Genomic DNA, 23232 nt, shown 5'->3' with positions numbered 1-23232 from the left:
ATGAATGTGAATCGAAAAAAGGGACCTATGTACTTACAAATAAAAGAAATATTGAAGGATCGTATTTTACATGGTGTTTATGCAATTCACACGAACATTCCCTCCGAGCCTCAATTAGAAGAAGAATTTAATGTAAGCAAAATTACTATACGGAATGCCATTAAAGAACTGGCTCAAGAAGGATATCTGGAGAAGAAAAGTGGTAAAGGAACAAAGGTCATCGCGAATGTATCGTCTGCGAAGCTTTCAAAAGGAAAACGCTTTACGGAACTATTAGTAGAAGAAGGCCACCACATCACCAAAAAGGTGTTAAATATTAAAAAGGCTGAATTGTCTTCAGACTCGGAACTTTATTCTTTATTTGGAAGCCATTGTGTCCAAATTGAACGACTCTACTTATTGGACAACGAGCCCTATATTCATTTCACTCATTACATCTTATTAGACATAAGTGAGGAAGAATTAGAGGATGTCAATTTCGGATCTTTGTACCGCTTTTTAGAAGAGCAAAACATTAGACTGGAATCATTCCGAGATGAGTTTGCTGTTTCGATTGCACCTAGTCATGTTAGTGAAAGATTAGACGTAGAAAAAGACACAGTGGTGTTAAAAAGAATTCGTCGTTCCAGTGATGATGAAGGAAATGTATTGGAATATAGCGTGGGTTACTATAATACAGGTAAACAAAATTATATTGTTAATTATAATGATTCCATTCAGTAACCCATTTTTTTGAATAGTATGTAAGCGATTTCCTAGGGGAGAGTGAGAAAATATGAGTTTATATTTAATAGGTATTACGTTGGCAGCGATTGTAATCGTAATTTTAGGAGTATCGTGGTGGAAATGGCATGCATTTATTAGTTTAACTGTCGCCGGCCTGTTTCTAGCTGTTTTTTCTGGCGTACCAATGGACAAGATTGTCACAGCCTATGAAACGGGAGTGGGCGCTGTCCTTGGACATCTGATTGGAATTTTAGCGTTGGGAACCATCTTAGGTAAAATGATGTCTGACTCAGGTGCGGGCATGCAAGTAGCCGATTTCTTTATCAAAAAATTCGGTGTGAAATACCTGCCATGGGCGATGCTTCTTTCTGGTTTTATTATTGGGATTCCTGTGTTTTTTGAGGTTGGTCTAGTAATCTTGCTGCCTTTGGTTATTTCGATTCGCAAATCTACTAAACAAAACATTCTATTAATTGGTATCCCGGTGCTTGCCGGATTGTCGATTGTGCACGGATTAGTTCCTCCGCATCCTGGTGCGATGACAGCGATTGGCATTTATAATGCAAACTTAGGACATGTAATGCTTTATTCATTAATTATAGCTTTTCCAACGGCCGTCATCGCCGGACCTTTATTTTCAAAATGGATTCAAAAACGGGTAACTCCTGTTGGAGAACCGGAATTAATCCGCGTGGTGACAAAGTCAAGCGGGTTACCAAGTATAGCGATTTCGTTTTTCATTATCTTGCTGCCTGTTTTATTAATAATGTTAACGGTAATTGCCCCATATCTTTCACTGCCAGGTGCTATTGAAAAATTTCTATTGCTTATTGGCAGCCCTGTTATTGCTTTACTAATTTCATGTTTTGCAGCCTATTTCTTCTTGGGCTACCGCCAGGGTATGGACAGGACGTTAATTAAAAAATTAACGGAAGAATGTTTATTACCATTAGCTTCGATTATTCTCATAATTGGGGCAGGCGGAGCGTTCAAGCAAATTCTAATTGAAAGCGGTGTAGGGACAGCGATTGCAGCAATGTCCGAGCAAATGTCCTTATCACCGATTGTCCTAGCCTTCCTAGTCGCGGGATTAATCCGAGTCGCTACCGGTTCAGCAACTGTTGCGCTAACCACCGCAGCTGGAATTGTTTCTCCAGTAGTGGAGCATATGTCAGGTGTTAACCTAGAATTATTAGTTATTGCTACTGGTGCAGGTTCATTAATGCTTTCACATGTTAATGATGCCGGCTTCTGGTTGGTAAAAGAATATATGGGATTGACTGTTAAAGAAACATTCAAGACATGGACAGTTATGGAAACGCTCCTTTCTTTTGTCGCCTTTATTTTAGTTTTAATTTTGGATGTATTTGTTTAAGGTCATAGATTTGACTTTTTGAAAAAACATTAGAATACTATAAAAATTGGGGAGTTCCATTAAACAGGAACTCCCTATTTATTTATTGCTCCTAATTATATAAATTACTACCAAGTCTCAGGTTTTTCTTACAGCAGGAGTCGACTCTTTATCAGATTATTCTACATAAAATTACAATTCTATTATTTTACTGACTGATTCATTGTTTTTAGTCCGTTTGGAATTCTTTCAAAAATAATTTCAAAATAGGTAGCAACACCAGATCCAGAAGTAACCGGAGCGAATAATTGGATGAATTTCCAACCATCTTTAGCATGGTTAGCAATGATTTCATGATAATCTTCCTTTGGCATATTGTTCCATTTACTAAGTTTAATTTTTACTAATTTATATTCGAACATTATTCAAACCTCTATTTTAAGAAATATAGTGATGAAACGAAAAAAATTTAAAATACGTATGGAATCACAAAATTGCTAAAAAACAGAATGGCAATCAAATAAAGCGCAGGGTGAACTTCCTTCCCTTTCCCCATTAAAAGCTTCATCAATGGGTATAGAATAAAGCCGATAGCCATGCCATCTGCAATGCTATACGTCAATGGAATCAATACAATAATTAGAAGTGCCGGAAAGCTCTCCGTTAAATCGTCCATTGAAATATGAACAATGTTTTGCAGCATAAGAACCCCGATTAATATCAGAATGGGCGAAACCGCACTTGCGGGAACCATTTTAATCACTGGTATAAACAAGATAGAAACAAGAAACATAAACCCGGTCACAACACTGGTTAACCCTGTTCTTCCACCGGCTGTAATTCCCACTGCTGCTTCTACAGATGAAACGGTAGGACTCGTTCCAAAGATTCCAGCAGATAAAACCGAAACAGCTGTAGCCTGGAGTGATTTCTTACTGCTTTCAGGACGGTTTAACATCTTGCTTTGTCCATGGATCAAGCCGATATTTTCAAACACAACTACCATTGCAAATGAAATGGAAGTTAGCCAGAATACGATATTGCCTGCTTGTACCCACGATGCTTGGCCAAAAACGTCAAAGTAGTCATGGAAAGATGCCATGGAAAAAGAAATCCCCTCAAAAGTAGCTCCCCCGAGCCAAATCGATAAAAACGAGGTAATCATAATACTTAATATAAGATTTCCAGGTACATTTTTAATAAATAATATAATTGTAATAATCAAACCAATAAATGTTGTGATGGCAGAGGGACTGCTTAAATCCCCAATGGCAAGCAGGGTGTGCTCAGAATTCGTAATAATACCAGCATTGTCAAACCCAATTAAAATCAATAAAATTCCGATTCCGATGGTAATGGCTTCTTTTAAGGAATTAGGAATGGCGGACGTAACTACTTTCGCCATTGGTGTAAAGGCAATAGCAACGAAGATCAGCCCTGAAACAAAAGTCATCGCCAACGCTTCCTGCCAAGTAAATCCCCCAGATTGAACGATGGTATAGGTAAACATCGCATTGAGCCCCATACCAGGAATGAGGAGAAGAGGGGTATTACTCCATAATCCGACAAATACACATCCAAAAAAACTGGTTAATATTGTCGCAATGATTCCCGCCTCCATCGGAATTCCGGATGCTGCTAAAATCGTTGCGTTGACAATAATAATGTAAACCGCGGTTATATATGAAATAAAACCTGCGGAAAATTCCTTTGCCATTGTCGTACCATGTTGATGCAATTTAAAAAAACGTTCCATATCAATCCCCTTTTCTAACTACCGGATGAAATCGATAGTTATCATATCATGGACTTATACTATACGAAAAATATATAATTTATATGGAAACCATACTTTTTTTATATAGCAGGAGAAAATCAATGGACATTAAACAATTACGGTATTTTATAGCAATAGCTGAGGAAAAGAATATAACGGCCGCTGCTAATCGGCTGCATATGTCTCAACCACCACTTAGCATACAGTTGAAACAATTGGAGGATGAGCTAGGTGTTAAATTAATCGAGCGAAATGGCAAGAGAATGGAGTTAACCGATAAAGGAAACGTACTCTATAATCGCGCTTTGCATCTTGTGAACAGTGTTGAAGAACTAAAAAATGAATTACAGGAAACAGAAGAGGGGAAAAGGGGTGTTCTAGCTGTGGGGATCAATACCTTACCGGTTACGGGATTTCCAGAAATGCTCCAATCCTTCCACAAAAAGTATCCCCTTGTTTCCGTAAAAATCGTTCAAAATGATTCACTTTATTTAGCGGAAATGGTAAAAACGAGGGCCATTGAAATGGCATTTGTACGTTTGCCACTTGAACATCGTGGTTTGACTTATCATCATCTAATTAATGAGCCCTTTGTTTTCGTGAGCAAGAAGAAAGCACACATATTATCTTTGGAAGAAATTTCACATATGCCTCTTATTATTCCAAGTTCTGAGGGCTTAGGTATCTATAATGTTATTCATGAAGCATTTTCTAGACAAAAGCTTCCACTAATAAGTATTGCGGAATGCTCTGATATGCATGTATTAATGGAGATGGTTAAGGGAGGGATGGGAGCAACGATCGTGCCAAAATCTGTTTTAGATGTCTATGGAGACAAAAGTCTCGACTCTACACCGATTAAGGATGCCAATTTGATCTCTTCATTAGGAGTCATTTGGCTTGAACATCATTTTGTCTCCACACCTGCTAAAAATTTTATGGAGCTAGTAAAGGAATACTATAGGCTTTCATGAACATAATGACTAAAGGAATAATGACGGATTGGAGGCCAAGGATGATGGCTGAAATTAAATTTGAAATAAAAGAGACTATCGGGGCAATTTCACAGTCCCCAAAAGGCTGGAGCAAAGAACTAAATCTGATTAGTTGGAACGGAAAAGAGCTAAAATATGATTTACGTGAATGGGCACCGGACCATGAGAAGATGGGAAAAGGTGTTACATTGACGGTTGAAGAGCTAAAGTCGTTAAGGGATTTGTTGAATGGGCTGGGGTTATAATTAGCTCAGGAATTGGGGCCATTAGCTATATAGGGTGGCCCCTTCTTTATTCATTATAGATCGTTAAATTAGTTCTACTTGGGTTTGGTTACATAGCGGGTTCAAGTGAACATTTCAAAGTATCTCAAAGGTAATAAGCTTAGCTCTTGTTTTAATGGAAAGAGGTTTTCGTTATGTATTTGAACGGGTTGGGATGGAGCCTACTGGAGATCCGTTTAATTCTATTGCCAAATTAGAAACAATGGCACCAGCTAAACCATTAAACCCGATGATCAATGCAGGGGCGCTTGTGGTGACTCATATGATTAAAGGGGATTCAGTAAAGGATCGGTTTAATCGGTTATTAGGCTTTATCCGGGAATTGTCCGGCGACCCTTCGGTTGGATATAGTGAGAAGGTAGCCCGAACCGAATTTAAATCTTCTGATTTTACGTTCAGGCCTTTGGGAACCAGAAAAATGGAGTGAAAAGGATTCACTGCCAAATGCAGCAAAAATCCTAATAGACCATACGAAAATTCCCAACATGACCGAAAAGGAACTAAACAAAGCACTTCAGGAAGATTATTTGTCCGAACTCTACTAAAGGAAGGTAGAGCGTTTCCTTTTGTGCTAAACGCGTCCCGATCCTAGGTGCCTGTCCACTCAGAGATGATAATGTGTGGGTGAGCACTTTTTTGGAGAGTTCAAATAAGGCGAACAGTAACTGACACTGTTCTTTTCACTATAATCATATATTGGTAGAAGCGTATCAAGCAACCGAAAAATGAAAAACCTATCCTTAGTCCTTGGATTCATAAAGCCATTTAGTAAAAGAGAAATTCTCAAAGTAATAAGCCCAGTTTTTTATATGATTGTTATATTTGGCATTCTGTACTTAGTGACAATCTGGTTCTCATGGGACATTGAGAATATTTGGTTTAAATTGTTGTTTTATGTATTTTTAACAATTTTTGTAGTACTGTTTGGTACAGAATTAGCAAATTTCAGAACAGAAAAGAACACAGATAGAATTATAAGAGAAAATAAAGGAACCTAAAAACCTCATTTAGATACATTACGGTGAACTGTACCATCAGTAACTAAATATACTTTTAAGTGAGCAAGATCCATTTAGAGAGAAAAGATTAAGATCCACATATACATCTTAATAGTGGATCTTTTTATTTACACCTAAAAAATCCATGGGGACGGTTCTCATGGTTTTTAATTAGGTTAGTGCCGACCGCAAGAACCGTCCCCATGGTCATTCATGGTCATTTGAATTCTTTTGTGGATATAACACTTAAGGTTCAGGCTATTTATTTAAAGAGTTTGGTCCAATTAATATTGAAAATTTAAAACTTACATCAAAAGAATTAGGTACCTAGGAAAAGCTTCTTAATCCCCAAAATTAGATACAAGTAATTAATCAACATTATCCTCCTTTTTGTTTCCAATTTCCTTAATCTGTTATAATTGTAATAGTTATTTTCTCATGAAACGGAGTTTTAATATGAATGTAGTTATTACAGAACCGTCAGCTGCACCAGTAATACATGCGCTTAGATCCATAGGCTACAATGCCAGCACCGCTATTGCTGATTTAGTTGATAACAGCCTTGATGCAAAGGGATCGATTATTAATATAAATTTTGATTATGGTGATTCAAATGGAGCTATTACGATAGTTGATAACGGAACAGGTATGAATGAAGAGATGCTTCAGACAGCCATGAATATTGGTTCGAAAGACCCGCGTGCAAAAAGAGAGGCTAATGAACTAGGAAGATTTGGAATGGGGTTAAAAACTGCATCTTTTTCATTAGGAAAACGTTTGAGTGTGCTAACAAAATGGAATGGTGTTTACCATGAAAGATGCTGGGATTTGGACCATGTATCTCAGTGTAATGAATGGCAGCTTTTTACCTCTATTCCTGATGAAGTAAAGGTAAAGATGGGAACAATAGAAGGAGAAAGCGGTACAATAGTCTGTATCGATAAACTAGACCGATTTATGGGATATGGCGGGAAGCGAATATTAAAAGAAACCAGCTTTTTTAAAAAGGTTTCAAGAGTCAATAAACACTTGGAATTTGTTTTTCATTCCATTCTTGAAAAAAATGAAATAAAAATGTTTATCAATGGAAAAGAAATAATTCCTTGGGATCCATTCTTGAGAGCGCATCAACATACTCTTGAGGGAGAAACGCAGGTTCTGAGAATTAATGAAAATAGAATAAGGGTTCAATACTTTATCCTCCCTCACGCATCCCACCTAACTGAAACTGAATATAAAAATGCTGGCGGTTACAAAGGATGGAGAGATCACCAAGGATTATACATATACAGGGAAAACAGGCTCTTATACTTTGGAGATTGGATGGGGCTGTTTCCAAAGGATGCTGCATCGCAGCTTGCCAGGATACGAATTGATCTTCCTAATGAAGCGGATTCCGATTGGCAGGTTGATATAAAAAAATCTGGAATAAATCTTCCTGAAGATGCGAAAAGAAGACTCGAGGCTATTTCAGTTATTGCACGGAAAGTCTCTAAGGAAATTTTCTACTTCCGTACTCAAGCCAAGAGCCCTGGACAATCTTTTAAAGGGAGTTTAAATACTTGGGAACAGTCGGGAAGAGAGGATGGCCCGCAATTTATATTAAATAGAAATCATCCAATTTTGACCGAACTATTTAATAAGATAGATGATGAAACGGCAAAACTCTTTAATTTATATCTAAAATTTGTGCAACTGGGTTCTCCAAGCAATATCATTGATTCACCAAAGGTTCCTGAGGAAATTGTCCAAGAGATAACCGACGGTCAGAAAGAAATGGTTACTCAGTTTGCCTCAACTTTGTTAAAACTAAATGTGGCTAATAATGAAGAGCAGCTATTGAATATTTTAATTACTCAGCCAGCTTTTGATGGACTTAATAGAGCGACCCTGAAGATGATCGTAATGGAGGCAGATATAATTGAATGATGATGATATTAAAGTTCTTTTTGAAAAAACTTTCTCAACTAATTACTATAACCTAAAATCAGTATCTAAAAGTCAAGATGAAGCTGCTGAAAACGCGCTTAATTTAGCTAGAATCATTGTTTCAGGTTTCGGCAGTATAGATGAAAGTACATTTGAAAAGTGGTCCCTAGAAATGTTCAGGAAATACAAAATTGGTACAGATATAGTTAAACCGCCCCCTGTAATGAGACCCGATAACGGCAAAAGCTGGTTCAGCCCAGAGATGATATCTGGCAGCTTTTTTTGGACAAGGTACCGACAATATTTGACCCAAATCAAAGGCTGGCCAATGGAATCGGTTGAGGCTATTGATGACACAACAAATGAAATTATGAAATCACTTGGGAATCCACAATCAATGGATCCGTTTGATAAGCGCGGAATAGTCTTGGGGTTTGTGCAATCCGGAAAAACAGCCAATTTTACGGGATTGATAAATAAGGCATTCGATGTCGGCTACAAATTAATCATCGTTTTATCAGGGATTCATAATGACTTAAGAGCCCAAACACAGATTAGATTAAATCAAGAAGTCATTGGCACGGTGGATAAGGAAGGCAGGCCAATAGGGGTTGGTCAAATTTACCAGACGACAGCAGACCATATTATCACCTCCTGGACAACAGAAGAAAACGATATTAGTTCACAGCATGGCGGGATTCGGAACTTAAATTCTCCTACCCTGATGGTAGTAAAGAAAAATAAAACGGTGTTGGAGTCTTTGCGTGACCAGTTAATTTATCATCGTAAGTTACATGGTTTGGATATCCCAGTTTTAATTGTGGATGATGAAGCCGACCAGGCCTCGGTTGATACTTCTGATCCCGTTAAAGATGAAGATCCGAAAACAATTAACAGGCTGATAAGACAAATATTAGAGATTTTCAGCCGTAAAGCTTACGCAGGTTATACCGCGACTCCATTTGCGAATCTGCTTATAAGTACCGAAGCTGTTACAGCTGAAGAGGGGAATGACCTTTACCCGAAAGATTTTTTGGTAGGTCTTCCAAAACCAAAGGATTATTGTGGTCCAGAGGAGTTTTTTAATGTTGAAGAAGATCCAGAAGATAAGAGGCCTAGTTTAATACGGTATCTACGAGAAGAAGATACGGAGATATTTACAACTATAAGGAAAAAAACTGACGCAGATAAATTTGAAGAGGTTCCTCCTCAAATGCAGGAAGCAATTCTAGCATTTTTACTGACAATTTCCATTAGAAATTTAAGGGGGCAGCGGAAGACTCATAACTCCATGCTTATACACACTTCACGGTTCAAAGATGTTCAGTCCAATGTAAAGGATGAAGTGGCAAGGACTTATGAAGCTATTTCCCACCAGATTCAATATAATCCGAAAAGTAATGTGTTAGAAGAAATTAAGAAACTATACGAAGAGGATTTTCTGCCCACAACAAAGGATTGGCCGGGAGAAGATATTATTTTTAGCTGGGATGAGGTTTACGAAGAACTTAAAGCAGTCGTTGATATCATTCAAGTGTTTGAAATTAATGGGAACAGTAAAGACGCATTGGCTTACAATCAATATAAAGAAGATGGGTTAAATGTAATAGCGGTCGGCGGGGACAAATTATCTAGGGGATTAACACTAGAAGGGCTTAGCATTACCTATTATTTCAGAAATACTCTAATGTATGACACCCTTATGCAAATGGGGCGTTGGTTTGGATATAGAAAAGGTTATATGGATTTATGCAGAATATACACTTCTGAGGAAATCGCATCTAACTTTGAACATTTAGCCATCGCTATGGTGGAGCTAAGGGAAGAGTTTGACCGGCTGGCAGAATTGGGTAAAACTCCTTCTGAATATGCAGTGAAAATGTTAAGTCATCCTACAATGACATTAACAAGTCCATTAAAAATGAGAAATGCAATTTCATCAAACATAATCTATGGAGGCACATTGCAGCAGACCAGACTGTTTGGGACTGAAGAACAGTTTTATAAAGCAAATATGCAGGCATCCGAAGATCTGGTGAATAACCTTACTCTTGTAAAAACCAATTTCGGTAAAGGAAAGACTAGTTATTATGTAGATACGGATGTAAAAGCTGAGATTGTAAAAGAGTATCTTTCTAAATATGAAACTAAAGGAACTAAAGCAGTTTCAGGATTGATGCGGGATTATATTGGGCTTGCTAATGAAAATGGGGAACTGCTAAACTGGACTGTTGCTATCGTTGAAGGTGATCCTGGTGACCGAACAGGAATTGGACAATATCCCGTCAGCTTAGGGAACCTATATTTAGAATCGGCAGTTGGCCGCGGAACTGGGATTGAACCTCCAATCAATAAGGATCACGATGTTGATATAAAAGCTATCGTTGCTGCTAATCAAGAGTACATCGATATTGATCCTGAAAAAATCAAAGGGAAAAAGGATAGGATGGATAAACGTAAACTCCGCCCAAGGGAAAGAGGGTTGCTTTTGATCTATCCCTTAAACCCAAATGTTCCTATTTTTAAGAGTTTAAATGTCCCATTTTCTGAAAAACTTGTCCCTGTTGGTGTTGCAATTTCGTTCCCTTTCACAGAAATTGACGAGACAGACGTTTACCAGACAAATAAGACTGTCCATTAACATTGTTTAAAGGAGAATAGCTGTGGTAAACCTAAAAATAGAGTTTGATGAAATGATTAAGGAGCTTACTAACCAGTCGGATCAGGAATTTTATAAACTAAATGTCCTTACCTATGAGGATCCTGTCATTTTTGCAGGAATCGATGCGGGGAATTATAGCAGGCAGCTTTATATTGATTTAGGCCAATCACCATGGGAGGAAGAACAATTAAAGGCTCTTCCCAAATGGCGTGGATTAACTATAAAGACCGAGTACTTTGAGAAGATTTTCACATTAAAAAACCGCCATTTTTTAATAATAAGACAGGAAGACGAGCAAAGTACGGAGATATATGATTCAGTGCTGCAAAATTTGGTTGATCATCTACTAAATAATAAAGAAGGTTCTTTATTTGCTACGGTATTTAGTGTCTTGGACAGATGGAGGACCTTTTTCAAAAGAGGCGGTTATAGAAAATTAACTGAGGAGCAGCAAAGAGGTTTGTTTGGAGAACTGTGGTTTATTAATGAATGGCTGGATAAGTTTCCAGGGCAGCCTCCGCTTATTATTGAACAATGGGAGGGGCCAACAAAAGGAAGAATTGATTTTACAAGCGGTAATTGTGGCTTAGAGATTAAGACTGTAAATGATAAATTAACTAAATCAATTAAAATTTCAAATGAGGATCAATTAAAGATTAGTGATGCTATATCGACCATCTATTTATACGTATGTTTCCTAGAGCCGAGTAAAACACATGGACTATCTCTTCAGGAACTTGCCGAACAAGTAAAAAGAAAGATAGCAGATCGATCGGAAAGAATTGCTCTAATATATAAAGATCTTTTGACAGACCTAGGATTTAGCGAAGAGGAATATGAGGAACCAAAATATTTTGTAGAGAAAATCGAGGTCTATGAAGCGGATGAAAACTTCCCAAGATTATTAAAAGAAGATCTGCCCAAAGGCATTTCTCATGTTACATATAATATAGATCTCACACATTGTTCAGAATTTGAAAGAGATCCGGAGACAGTATATCAATACTTTAGAGTGGATGGGGAAAAATGATTGAACTTAGACAAAGAAAAGAATTTCTTATAGATTTTATGGATGAGCTGGAAGAAAAGGCAATAAAGGCAGGTAGTTATCAGATTCCGTTTCTGGACAAGATGCTGGGCTTTATGGATAGACCTGATGAGCCTGAAATTTTATTTCCGCCTTATTTAGATACTGCGAAAAATATTGCCGTCAATGCGTATTCTTTTGACGAAGAGAATAATGTATTAGATTTATATGTAGTAGATTATAATTTTGAGCAAAATGAGGATGATTTGTTGACGATCAGCATGACGGCTGTATCAGAAATTGCAAACAAGGCAAAAAGGTTCATAACAAATGTACCAGCTTTAATGCAGTCAATTGACCAGTCATTGCAGGCATTTGATCTTGCCAAAATGATTTCTGAACAAATGGAATCAATCAACGAAGTAAATATTTTTGTTATCACTAATATGTATTACACATCGAATAAACCCGTGGATCTAACCATTCCAGGCATTGAAACGGTTAACGTACAAGTTTGGGATATTGATCGAGTGCAGCAGCTGATTACTGCTGAACAAGGAGTTGAGACAGATTACATTGATTTTGAAAGAGACTACGGAGAAACTTTCAATATGATGCTTGTACCAGACCCTGTTAGCGGGATAAAGAATTTTGATTGTTATGTAGGCTATATATCAGCGGAACTGTTGGCGAAGGCATATGATGAATGGGGTCAGAAACTTGTTGAACGAAATGTAAGGTCGTTCTTACAAGCTAGAGGAGGAACAAACAAAGGAATACGTGATACTCTTAAGGACCCATTTCAGCGTAAAATGTTTGTAGCCTACAATAATGGTATCTCAACCGTAGCGCGATCAGCAGAACTTGAAAAGGTTGAGGATGGAGTAGTTGTGTATAAAATAAAACGACTCAGCGGCTGGCAAATTGTTAATGGAGGCCAAACCACGGCATCTATTCATCAAGCATACAAGGATGGAATTAACTTAAAAGATGTCTTTGTTCAGTCGAAGTTAACGATTCTTCAGGTGAACGAGTTCGTTAAGACAGACCAGCACCTTTTGGAAGATGAGATGGTTTCACGTATATCCCAATATGCCAATACCCAAAACAAAATTAATAAATCGGACCTTCTAGCAAATTCGAGATTTATGTCGGACCTAGAGAAGTTTTCCCGTAATATATGGATTCCTGTTTTTGACGGACGCAGACCTGAAAGCAAATGGTACTTTGAACGTGCTAGAGGTCAGTATATGGTGGATATTAACCGGAGAAAAAGAGGGAAGGAACAAACAGATTTTAAAAAGCAATATCCAAAAGAAAAGGTTTTAACGAAGATCGATATTGCCAAACACTTTATGTCATGGGAAGGTTATCCTCATATCTCTAGTAAGGGTGGGGAGGAAGCTTTTAAAAAGTTCATGGACTTAAACAAGGAATTTTGGAAGAGCGAAGGTAACTCTCAATCCAAAATGACTTTGTCAGTTTATCAAAAGTTAATAGCGCGAACTATCATTAATAAACGCGTTCAAGAAATTGTAGAAGAGATGAACCTTAGGGGTTATAAGGCGAATGTTATCTACTATGCTACATCAATGCTCAATCATTTATACAGTGAAAAGATAGATTTAATAGAAGTTTGGGAAGCTCAGGCATTATCCGATAAATGGGATGAAGTTATTAGGATTATTGCTGATAAAACACTTTCCTACCTTAAGGATTCAGCTGGGGATCGAAACGTGACTCAGTGGGCTAAACAAGAGGCTTGTTGGAGCCAATTTAAGGAGAATTGCTCAAAGGAATTAAGTAATATTATTTAAAAGGAAATAACACCCTTTGTCTTAGTTTTAGGAAGACAGAGGGTGTTTTCTTTTCTGTTTTCATGTGTTTATAGAAAAGCCATATTTGTTTAAGATATCCCAATTAATTAACTATTTGGGATGGGTACATTTCTAATAGATTGATGATATAATTGTAAGGTTATTACTTTAAAATTTGATAGGAACGTACGTTTGTATTAAAATAGATTATGACAGAATCCTTTCTAATTCCTGAAAGGTAATTAAAATAAATTCAAGGAGACTTCTTCTTGTAGGAGTGGAAATAATGACGGATAAAAAACTACAAGTAATGGATCTTTTTGCAGGTGCCGGTGGTCTTAGCAATGGATTTGAACAGACTAATAAGTTTGAAGTGAAAGTTGCTGTTGAGATTAATGAAAATGCTAGAAAAACCTATGCGCTTAACCATCAACCAGGTGTTATTCTACATGAAGATATAACGAAATTAAAATATAAAAAGGATGATGGTACACTTTTTGATGATTATTGCGATATTGATGTAATAATCGGAGGGCCGCCATGTCAAGGTTTTTCTAATGCGAATAGGCAGAAGAATACATTACTATCGTCAAATAACCAACTAGTAAAAGAGTACCTTCGAGCAATTGAAGAAATTAGACCTAAAGCATTTGTTATGGAAAATGTAAGAACTTTAGTATCGGAGAAGCATAAATTTTTTATTAGTGATGATGACGAAAAAGAGTTAGAAGAATTAGAAGTTAAAGTTGATGATGAGTTTATTAATCTAGGTAACTTGGTAAATAATTCAGAGAACCTAAAATCTTTCTTGATGGTAGCATGTCATAACGAAACTGATATAACTCCATTTATAATAAAGAAGGAAGATTTTTCAAAGTTAAATTCATTGTTAAGGCATGCAAAGAAACAATCCGAGAATGGGTTAGTTGACTTCTTAAATAAGGAAAATAATCGCAGGTATTTCAGGAAAATTGTTAGCAGTCAATGGAAAGAGATCCACGAGAAATATTGGGACACTAGCTACAAAAATAAATGGGTTATCTTAGGTGAATCACTTGAAAAATTACTAGAAAATGAAGAGGTTAATACTCAGGATTTTACCAATATACTTGAGGATATTATTGAAACTCAAAGGATAATTAACAAAACATCTGAAGTCATTCAGAACAGAATAAAGCTTTTTGGTATTAATATTATTAGTGATAGTGTTGAAATTCATATAAAATCATATAACGTTTTTAGCTATATAAAAGCAAAGTTTTCAAGTTTTGGTTATTTGTTAAATGAAGACAATTATATTTTTAATGCTGCTAGGTACGGGGTTCCTCAGGAAAGAAGAAGGCTTATATTAATTGGGGTATTAAAAGAAGTATTGAATAGTGAGACAGTAAAAACGCCAACTCCATTATTTGAAAATAAAGATGATTATTATAAGATATCTCATGCTATTGCGGATTTGGAACGGTTGGAGCCTTCAACAAACGTTAATGATGACGAAATTAATAGGGGAGATATAGATTCAGTTATTGATAACCCTTTAATCCAATATTTAAACAAAAATTCTAAAATTGTTTATAATCATGTAAGAACAGAATCAAGAGAAATGGCACAAAAAAGGTTTAAGGCTCTTACAGCAGGTCAAAATTTTCATAATCTGGATGAATCATTAAAGTCGACATATAGTGATCACAGTAGAACTCAGAATACTATTTATAAGAGACTTGACTATAATCAGCCTTCTGACACTGTTGTTAATGTAAGAAAGTCAATGTGGATACACCCTAAGCTAAATAGGGCCATTAGTATTAGAGAAGCAGCAAGATTACAATCCTTTCCGGATTCTTATAAATTTTATGGAACAAAGGATTCACAGTATCAACAAGTAGGGAATGCAGTACCTCCATTAATGGCTAGGTTTGTAGCTGAGAGTTTACTAGAATCTTTAGGAGTTGAGATTAGAGAAAAAATTAAGGATATTATTAGTCCTAAAATGTTATGTAATAAATAGAATAATTATGTAGGAAGCCAATAAATATTGGCTTCCTTTTTTAATAAACTAATAACCTAGAAAAAGGTTTTTGATATATTAACTTTTTATAAATTATGCTAGGTAAAATATGGTGATTAATCAAACTATTTACCTATTACTATGTTAAAATTAATTGAGAACTAATAAACAGATACGATGTTTTATTTTAACTTGAAGCGGAATGATTCATCTAACGTCGGTGAATGCGCTTACATTTACTTCGTAAGTAACAAAAAAACGCATGAAATAAATAATAATGTGATTCCATTAATATGAGATGTAAGGATGGTGAAAGAGTGATTACAGAAATAGTACAACCCATTGTTTCAAATTTTATTAAGTCTTTAAGAGATATAGGCTATACCTTTGATGTAGCTGTTGCGGATGTGCTAGATAATAGCATTACTGCAAAAGCAAATAATATTCAAATTGTTTGCATTCCAAATCCTAGTACTATATTTACAATATTAGATAATGGTATTGGTATGTCTAATAGTGAGCTGATTGACGCAATGCGTTTATCTGCGAATGATCCGGATTCGCCAAGAGAGGGTTCAGATTTAGGAAAGTTTGGATTGGGGCTCAAAACTGCGTCCTTTTCACAGTGTAAAGATTTAACGGTCTTGTCAAAAAAAGATGGAATTTTTTCCATTAAGCAATGGGATTTAGATTATATTTCACGGGAAAATGAGTGGCTATTAATAACTCCTGACATAAATAAGTACAAAAACATTCCTTTATTTGATGACTTTATGAATCAAGAGAGCGGAACATTAGTTGTTTGGCAAGGGATTGATACTTTTTTAGAGACCGACATACCGAATAAGTTGGATGTTTTACGAAGCCATTTATCTTTAGTCTTTCATTGCTTTTTAGAAGGCATTGTTCCTGGTAAAAAGGCTTTGAAAATTTCCGTTAATGGTCAAACATTAGAACCGTTTAATCCGTTTAACCCAAAGCATATTGCTACACAGCAATTGGTACCAGAAAAAATTAAATACAAAAATTCAGAAATAACGGTTCAGCCTTATATATTGCCACATCATTCGAAGCTATCGCAACAGGAATTTGATAAATACGCTACAAAAGACGGCTATACCAAATCGCAGGGATTTTATTTATATCGTGCCCATCGCCTGCTTATTCATGGCACATGGTGGGGAATGCATAGAATAAACGATGCCCATAAGCTTGTGCGGATTAAAATAGATATCCCTAACAATCAAGATCACGATTGGGGTATTGATATAAAAAAATCATCAGCCAATCCTGTAAGTGAAATAAAGAAAGATCTAAAACGTATCATTCAGCAGGTAACAGTAAAGGGTTCAAGACCTTTTACAGGCAGAGGTAAAAAGATAGAGGACAAAACAACCACTCGTTTTTGGGAGCTGGTTGCAGAAAATAAGGAAATTCACTTTGCTATCAATCGTGAGCACCCGATTATCAAGAGTCTTGAAGATACACTAAGAGAAGACCAACATCATCTATTAAATGTTATTTTAATGGGTTTAGAAAGCTATCTTCCACTCGATGCAATTGTAGCTCAGTTAAATACCAATCCGTTAAAGGTTAACCAGGAATCACTAATTAATGAAAATGAGATAAAAATGCTAGTGGAGAATTGGCGTTCAAAGGGAATAAGTGAGGCGTTCATTAAGGAATTACTGAAGACGGAAGTATACAAAAACAAGGAGGGGTATTTTGAAAATGCAAACCAATATTGAGGTAAATCATCATACCATGTACAAACATGTAAAAGAAAAGATTTCAGGAACTCTCCAGGAACAAAGTGGTTTGCAGGAGGATACCATCCAAACCATTATTGAGGAATGGAAAACATTAATTGAGAATACGCCACCTCTGTTCTTAAAGACGATTTTAGGAATTTCAGATGCAAAAAATATATGCAAGTTAACAGATAAGGAATGGAACTATCTCAAAAATGAATTAGAGCAATCCTTTAATGTCCGCATTACCACTGGGATTCTTGTAACAGGTGAAGAACAGAAGACAAGAGACTTGTCATGGTGGACAAGTAAGAAACAATTACAATCTGATAATTATTATCTAACCAATTATATGACGTACATGAAACGTGACTTGCCGCAAAAAGTACTGGATACCATTAATGAAGATACTGATGCGATTATGAATAACATAGCAGATCCCGATTTAGAGGCATTTTCAAGATATGGAATGGTTGTTGGACACGTCCAATCAGGAAAGACCTCCAACTACGCAGCATTAATTTGTAAGGCAGCGGATGCAGGTTATCGATTCATCGTCGTCATTGCCGGCGGGCAAAATAACTTACGAGACCAGACACAAGCGCGGTTAGACGAAGTATTTGTAGGTGCAAATTACAACGGTGTTGGGCAATTAGCTGGATTTAGAAGAGAAAAAATGCCTGATAGCTTAACCAATGCAAAAAACGACTTCAAAGTTGAAACAGCCAAAGCACGTGGAACAACAAACTTTGAGAATATGCAGCTTCCAATTTTAGTTGTGATTAAAAAACATACGAAGACCTTAGATCATCTTTTGAAATGGTTAGATATCCATTATAAGAATCAAGTGGATAAAGCGATGCTGGTGATCGATGATGAATCTGATTATGCATCCATTAATACAAAAAAAGAAGAAGATCCTACCGTTATCAATGAGAAGATACGGCTTCTTTTACAAAAATTCAAAAAGAGTGCATATGTTGCCTATACCGCTACGCCATATGCAAACATTTTCATCGATCATGCTGCTAAAAATGATGGTGCGGGCAGAGATCTATTCCCAAGCGATTTTATTTACGCTTTAGAAGCACCATCAAATTATTTCGGCGCGGAAAAGATTTTTAATAAAGATAATGGGAGGTACGTAGTTGAAATTCCTAATGATGAAGTCGTATATGAGTTAGATGAGAAAATTGTATATCCTCCTAATGAAATCCCTTTTATCATAAAACATAAAAAGGATTATACAAGCGAATTAAGAAGGCTGCCTGAAAGCTTAAAGGATGCCGTTCGTTTATTTGTTATCAATATCGCGATTCGTAATTTGCGAAATCAAAAAAAGCATAATAGTATGTTAATCCATATTTCTAGATTCACAGATGTTCATATAAAGATAATGGAGCTTGTGAAAAGCTACTATAAGGTTCTTAAAGATGAAATTAAAGCATATGGAAACATAGATAATCCGTACCAGTTTCCACATTTGAAAGCTATGAAAGATACATTTTCTACAAGATTAAAAGGTATCGAATTTGGTTTTGAAACCATTTTAAAAGAAATATGTTTGGTAGTAGACTCAATCCAAATAGTGGATGTCCACCAAAGAGCAAAAACTCCTTTAGAGTATCGAAAGGATACCCAAAACAATGTAATCGTCATTGGCGGGTTAAGTTTGTCCCGCGGTTTTACATTAGAGGGTTTAAGCGTTAGTTATTTCCTACGAACGACTATTTACTATGATACATTAATGCAAATGGGCCGATGGTTTGGTTACCGAATAGGTTATGAAGATATTTGCAGGGTGTATTTAACAGATGATATGAATAAGAAATTTGGTTTTATCATTGATGCTACCAATGAATTGGTTAGCCGTTTAAATGATATGCGCGAGGAAAATTTAACACCTGAAGACTTTGGATTGGCCGTACAATTGCATCCAGATAGTCTGCTCCAAGTTACAGCCCGCAATAAATCCAAATATACAGAAGATATGTACTTAGAAATGAACTTGGATGGTCACATTAAAGAAACTAGTTGGATAAGCAATATAACAGCAGATCTTGATGCTAATGAAAACCTATTAAAAGAAACCATCCATGCCTTGCAAAATGGAGGCTACCAACATATAGAAACTGATAGTCATGTATGGGAAAATGTGGATAAACTGATAATTCAAAGCTTCGTGGAAAATTACCTAATATATAAGTATGACCCGTTGGGTTTAAAATCGAGAATGCCGATTGAATTTATTAAAGAATATATTGAATTATGTAAATTGGACTGGGATGTAGTCTTATATAATGGTAAAAGCAAGACAGCATTCCAAGCTGATTCCATACAAGTCCAGCGTCAAATTCGTAAAGTAAAGAAGAAGCAGGGGTATTACGAAGTAACCAATAGACAGCTTTCACGGGCTAATCCAGAAAGAATTATTATGCAGGCTGAATATAAAAATTTAAATTCAGAACAAATGCGAAAAAAATTGGTGAAACCATTACTATTTGTACATGCTTTAGAACTTGTGGATGAGAATGGCAAGGAAATTAACGCTGTTGGTTTTAGTATCAGCTTTCCAAGTTTAAAAGATTCATTTGTTAACACGGTAAAAGTTCGAATTAATAGTGTATATAAAAAGCAACTGGAAGAAGCGTATAAAGATGAAGTTGGTGAAGAAGTTGTCTACGAAGATGAATAATCCCTGGTTACAATTAGATAGACTCAGCCGGATAAGAGTCAAAGAATCGATCAAATATAATGCATTTTGGATTATGGATGCCTTAAATCAATATGGTTTAATGATCCAATGTGATGAAGATTTTAGACAGCCTATCCGCGATATCAAACTAAATGGAATTCAGATTCAGCTTGATCAATCTTCAACGCCGAACAAGCTTATTTTACTATTAAAAGAAAATAAGGATTGGGAGATTTTCCTGATCCTTTGCAATGATTTAATTAATATTATGAAGGAAAATGATGAAGATATCATTGTAAATGTCATGAAAAGGTTAGATCGGTGGCAGAAACTACTCCGCAAATCCAGCTTTAAAATCATGTCAAAAGAAGAACAGATGGGTTTATACGGTGAATTAAAAATACTACTCGATACCATCATTCCTGTTTATGGCTATAGTGCAGGAATCCACGGTTGGGTTGGCGCACTTGGAGATAAACAGGATTTCCTTATGGAAAACTTCACTATTGAAGTGAAATCCTTTCGGATGACTTCTGGTAACAGTGTTTGGATTTCATCTAAAGAACAATTGAATTCAGAAAAAAATCCTTTGTATCTATTTGCCTGTCCTTTAAATGAAGCAGGCAACGGGGAAACAATTGCTGACTTGGTTGAATCGATTACGGGGGGAATTGAAAATGGAAGCCTTTTGAGTGAATTTATGGAGAAGGTTGAAGAATATGGTTATTTTCCAGAAATACCGCAGGAATCTCTATCAAAGTTTCTTTTGGAGCGGGTTATTGGTTATGAAGTACGAGATGGATTTCCTAAAATAGCTTTGGAACATGTTTCTCCGTTGATACCAAACATGAAATACAGCATCGAATTATCAGGCTGTTCACAGTTTAAGGTGAATATGAATGCAATTTTAAAATAATTGGAGATGTAAGTAATGATAACTTTAGAAGAGTTCCATCAAGACTTCTTACAATCTATCCTTTCTGATTCAGAAAGTCGTGGATTAATGAAAGCCCAGTCATTTTTCGAATTAGTCTGTGAAGATCTCATGCAAGTAGGAGATTTAACAAATAATTATGAAATGGCAGAATTCATTAAAACGGGCAGCGAAGTTTATGGATATGATTTTGATGAAGAACGGAAAATATTTACACTGATTAATTTTCAATTCTTTCAGGATGATGCCATTGAAACATTAACCAAACAACAGGTAACGACAAAGTTTAATCGCTTGAAAAAATTTGCTGAGTTAAGTATTAATGGTCTTCATTATGATTTAGAGGAGACCTCAGATGCTTATTCTCTGGCATTTAATATTAACCGGCACGTGCAAAACAAGTTAATTGATAAATTTCGTTTAGTTGTCTTAACCGATGGTAAAATGTCAAAAAACATATCCCATATTCCAAACGGATCGATTGAAAGTATCGTATGCGAGCATAAAATCATTGATATAGACTATTTATACAGTATCTATAAGTCTGAAAACAGCTCTGGGTCATATGATATTGAATTGGAAATTCCTTTTCTGGAAGTGCAAAACACATCTGATGAATATCAGTCCTATTTGGGAATTATGAACGGGGATCAATTATTTAAAATTTACGATGAATACGGGCAAAAGCTTCTTGAGCAAAACGTCCGTACCTTTTTGCAGTTTAGAGGTGGAGTCAATAAAGGCATTAAAAATACCATTCAGTTTAAACCAGATATGTTTTTTGCCTATAATAACGGTATTACGGCAACAGCGACTCATGTGGAAACAAGGAACGGGCATATTACCAAAATTACCGATTTCCAGATCGTTAACGGTGGCCAAACCACCTCTGCCATTTATGCAGCGAAAAAAAATTCGAAGCTGGATATTTCCAATGTTTCGGTACAAATGAAGTTATCAGTTGTAAATAATATTGAGAAAAAAAGTGAGTTTGTATCGAGCGTATCACAGTATGCCAATACTCAAAATAAAGTGAACAAATCGGACTTCTTCTCAAATAGTCCATTCCACAAAGAAATGAAGGATTACTCTAAACGTATTTGGGTGGCTGCTAGTGGGGGTTCTCAGAAACGCACTCATTGGTTCTATGAAAGAGTGCGTGGAGAATATTTAAATGAGCAGGCTTATTTAACACAGGCTAAGAAAAAACAGTTCCAAATTGAAAATCCAAAAGATAATCTGGTCGATAAGACATTCCTGTCAAAAAGCGAAAATTCTTGGGACCGAAAACCGCACATTGTTTCGAAGGGTGCTCAATACAGCTTTGAAGAATTTGCTAATTCGGTAACAGATACATTAGAGAAAAATGTTATGGCAATCACAGAAAATTATTTTAAGGATGCTGTGGCAAGAGTCATTCTATTCCGTGCAACAGAAAAAATTGTTTCTAAGGCCTCTTGGTATGAAAATTCCTTCAGAGCACAAACCGTGGCTTATTCAGTCGCATTACTTTCTCATTCTATTCAAAAGAGAAAACTATTTTTAAATTTTGGTAGTATCTGGGATGAACAGCAATTGCCTGTTGAGCTGCATGAATTAATGAAGGTTATTACAAAGAAAGTTTACGAGAGGATTACGAATCCGCCGCCAGGGTCTGCAAATATCGCCCAATGGTGTAAAAAAGAGCAATGCTGGAACGATGTTCGAGGTCTTGAAATTGATCTATCACCGCTTAAGAAAATGGTTATCACTACTGAAGAAGCAAAATATGAACAGAAAACAGGAAAGAAACAAAAAGAATTAGACAACGGTATTGAAATCCAAGCCTTTGTTATTCAAACCAATTTTGAAAATTGGATTCAGCTGTTCGGCTATTATAAAAGCAATAATAACTTCAGATCACTAACAATTACTCAAAGGGACATCTTAATGAAATATATCGATGGCAAACTCTCTTTACCATCCGAGAAACAGTCGAAAGTACTCTATTCATTATATCAGAAAGCTACAAAAGAAGGATGGGAAGTATTAAATAGGTAAATGATCGTAGTATGTTTTGTATATAGAAGAGTTTATTTATAAGATATGAATAGAGCCCTGTGGGAACGTAACTATGTATATTTTATTTGATTTTTCTAACAAGAATGCAGTTTTTTAATGGCGTCTTATATATTAACACTTGAAATTAGATAATTCGAAGCATTCAGTGCCAATTGGCGACGGGTGCTTTCTTATTTTTCCTGTATGTTGCAATGAGCAATTCTTCATTGCTAAT

At 36.0% G+C, this 23232-nt stretch carries 15 protein-coding genes and 1 pseudogene; 14 read left to right on the top strand and 2 right to left on the bottom strand.

The window, feature by feature from the left end:
- Positions 1–723 carry a GntR family transcriptional regulator gene (locus ACSU6B_RS15410; RefSeq protein WP_410886474.1) on the top strand — a complete coding sequence of 241 codons (723 nt, stop codon included), beginning with the start codon at positions 1–3 and terminating at the stop codon, positions 721–723.
- Positions 724–775: 52 nt separating this feature from the next.
- Entirely contained in the window at positions 776–2101 is a 1326-nt protein-coding gene (locus ACSU6B_RS15405; RefSeq protein ID WP_214715858.1) for a GntP family permease, read from the top strand.
- A 182-nt stretch (positions 2102–2283) separates the two neighbouring features.
- Here the strand turns inward: ACSU6B_RS15405 and ACSU6B_RS15400 are convergent, their stop codons facing one another.
- Both ACSU6B_RS15400 and ACSU6B_RS15395 read right to left on the bottom strand, forming a co-directional pair.
- Positions 2284–2502: a DUF4177 domain-containing protein gene (locus ACSU6B_RS15400; RefSeq protein WP_410886472.1), complete on the bottom strand. Its 219-nt coding sequence runs from the start codon at positions 2500–2502 to the stop codon at positions 2284–2286.
- 47 nt (positions 2503–2549) lie between these two features.
- Positions 2550–3836, bottom strand: a complete 1287-nt coding sequence (locus ACSU6B_RS15395; protein WP_410886470.1) for an NCS2 family permease — start codon at positions 3834–3836, stop codon at positions 2550–2552.
- Positions 3837–3958: 122 nt separating this feature from the next.
- On the opposite strand from ACSU6B_RS15395, the gene ACSU6B_RS15390 reads away from it, so the two are divergent.
- From ACSU6B_RS15390 to ACSU6B_RS15335, 12 genes and pseudogenes are all read left to right on the top strand, one after another.
- Positions 3959–4831 carry a LysR family transcriptional regulator gene (locus ACSU6B_RS15390; protein ID WP_410886468.1) on the top strand — a complete coding sequence of 291 codons (873 nt, stop codon included), beginning with the start codon at positions 3959–3961 and terminating at the stop codon, positions 4829–4831.
- Between the two features lie 44 nt (positions 4832–4875).
- Positions 4876–5097: a YdbC family protein gene (locus ACSU6B_RS15385; RefSeq protein ID WP_410886643.1), complete on the top strand. Its 222-nt coding sequence runs from the start codon at positions 4876–4878 to the stop codon at positions 5095–5097.
- A 109-nt stretch (positions 5098–5206) separates the two neighbouring features.
- Positions 5207–5521: pseudogene (locus ACSU6B_RS15380) on the top strand (glutaminase); the annotation flags it as partial.
- 1069 nt (positions 5522–6590) lie between these two features.
- On the top strand, positions 6591–8063 hold the full coding sequence (locus tag ACSU6B_RS15375) for an ATP-binding protein (protein WP_410886466.1): 1473 nt from the start codon (positions 6591–6593) through the stop codon (positions 8061–8063).
- Positions 8056–10704 (top strand): Z1 domain-containing protein, encoded by a 2649-nt coding sequence (locus ACSU6B_RS15370; protein ID WP_410886464.1) that lies wholly within the window; start codon positions 8056–8058, stop codon positions 10702–10704. The genes ACSU6B_RS15375 and ACSU6B_RS15370 overlap by 8 nt, the downstream gene beginning before the upstream one ends.
- Positions 10705–10726: 22 nt before the next feature.
- The gene (locus ACSU6B_RS15365) at positions 10727–11755 is read left to right on the top strand and encodes a PD-(D/E)XK motif protein (protein WP_410886462.1); all 1029 of its coding nucleotides are present in this window, start codon (positions 10727–10729) and stop codon (positions 11753–11755) included.
- On the top strand, positions 11752–13569 hold the full coding sequence (locus tag ACSU6B_RS15360; RefSeq protein WP_410886460.1) for an AIPR family protein: 1818 nt from the start codon (positions 11752–11754) through the stop codon (positions 13567–13569). Before ACSU6B_RS15365 ends, ACSU6B_RS15360 begins: the two co-directional genes overlap by 4 nt.
- Positions 13570–13855: 286 nt before the next feature.
- A complete protein-coding gene (locus ACSU6B_RS15355) occupies positions 13856–15577 on the top strand; it encodes a DNA cytosine methyltransferase (protein WP_410886458.1) in 1722 nt (573 codons plus the stop codon).
- 317 nt (positions 15578–15894) lie between these two features.
- A complete protein-coding gene (locus ACSU6B_RS15350; RefSeq protein WP_410886456.1) occupies positions 15895–17325 on the top strand; it encodes an ATP-binding protein in 1431 nt (476 codons plus the stop codon).
- On the top strand, positions 17309–20023 hold the full coding sequence (locus tag ACSU6B_RS15345) for a Z1 domain-containing protein (RefSeq protein WP_410886641.1): 2715 nt from the start codon (positions 17309–17311) through the stop codon (positions 20021–20023). The genes ACSU6B_RS15350 and ACSU6B_RS15345 overlap by 17 nt, the downstream gene beginning before the upstream one ends.
- Complete coding sequence (locus tag ACSU6B_RS15340) at positions 19995–20939, top strand: PD-(D/E)XK motif protein (RefSeq protein ID WP_410886639.1); 945 nt, start codon at positions 19995–19997, stop codon at positions 20937–20939. Before ACSU6B_RS15345 ends, ACSU6B_RS15340 begins: the two co-directional genes overlap by 29 nt.
- A gap of 15 nt (positions 20940–20954) precedes the next feature.
- A complete protein-coding gene (locus tag ACSU6B_RS15335; protein ID WP_410886454.1) occupies positions 20955–22997 on the top strand; it encodes an AIPR family protein in 2043 nt (680 codons plus the stop codon).
- Positions 22998–23232: the final 235 nt, after the last annotated feature.

Origin of the sequence: Neobacillus sp. C211 (assembly GCF_051842875.1) — a bacterium.
Lineage (GTDB): Bacteria > Bacillota > Bacilli > Bacillales > Cytobacillaceae > Neobacillus.
The sequence above is the reverse complement of the archived record's forward strand: the minus strand, read 5'-3'. Positions and strand labels throughout refer to the sequence as shown.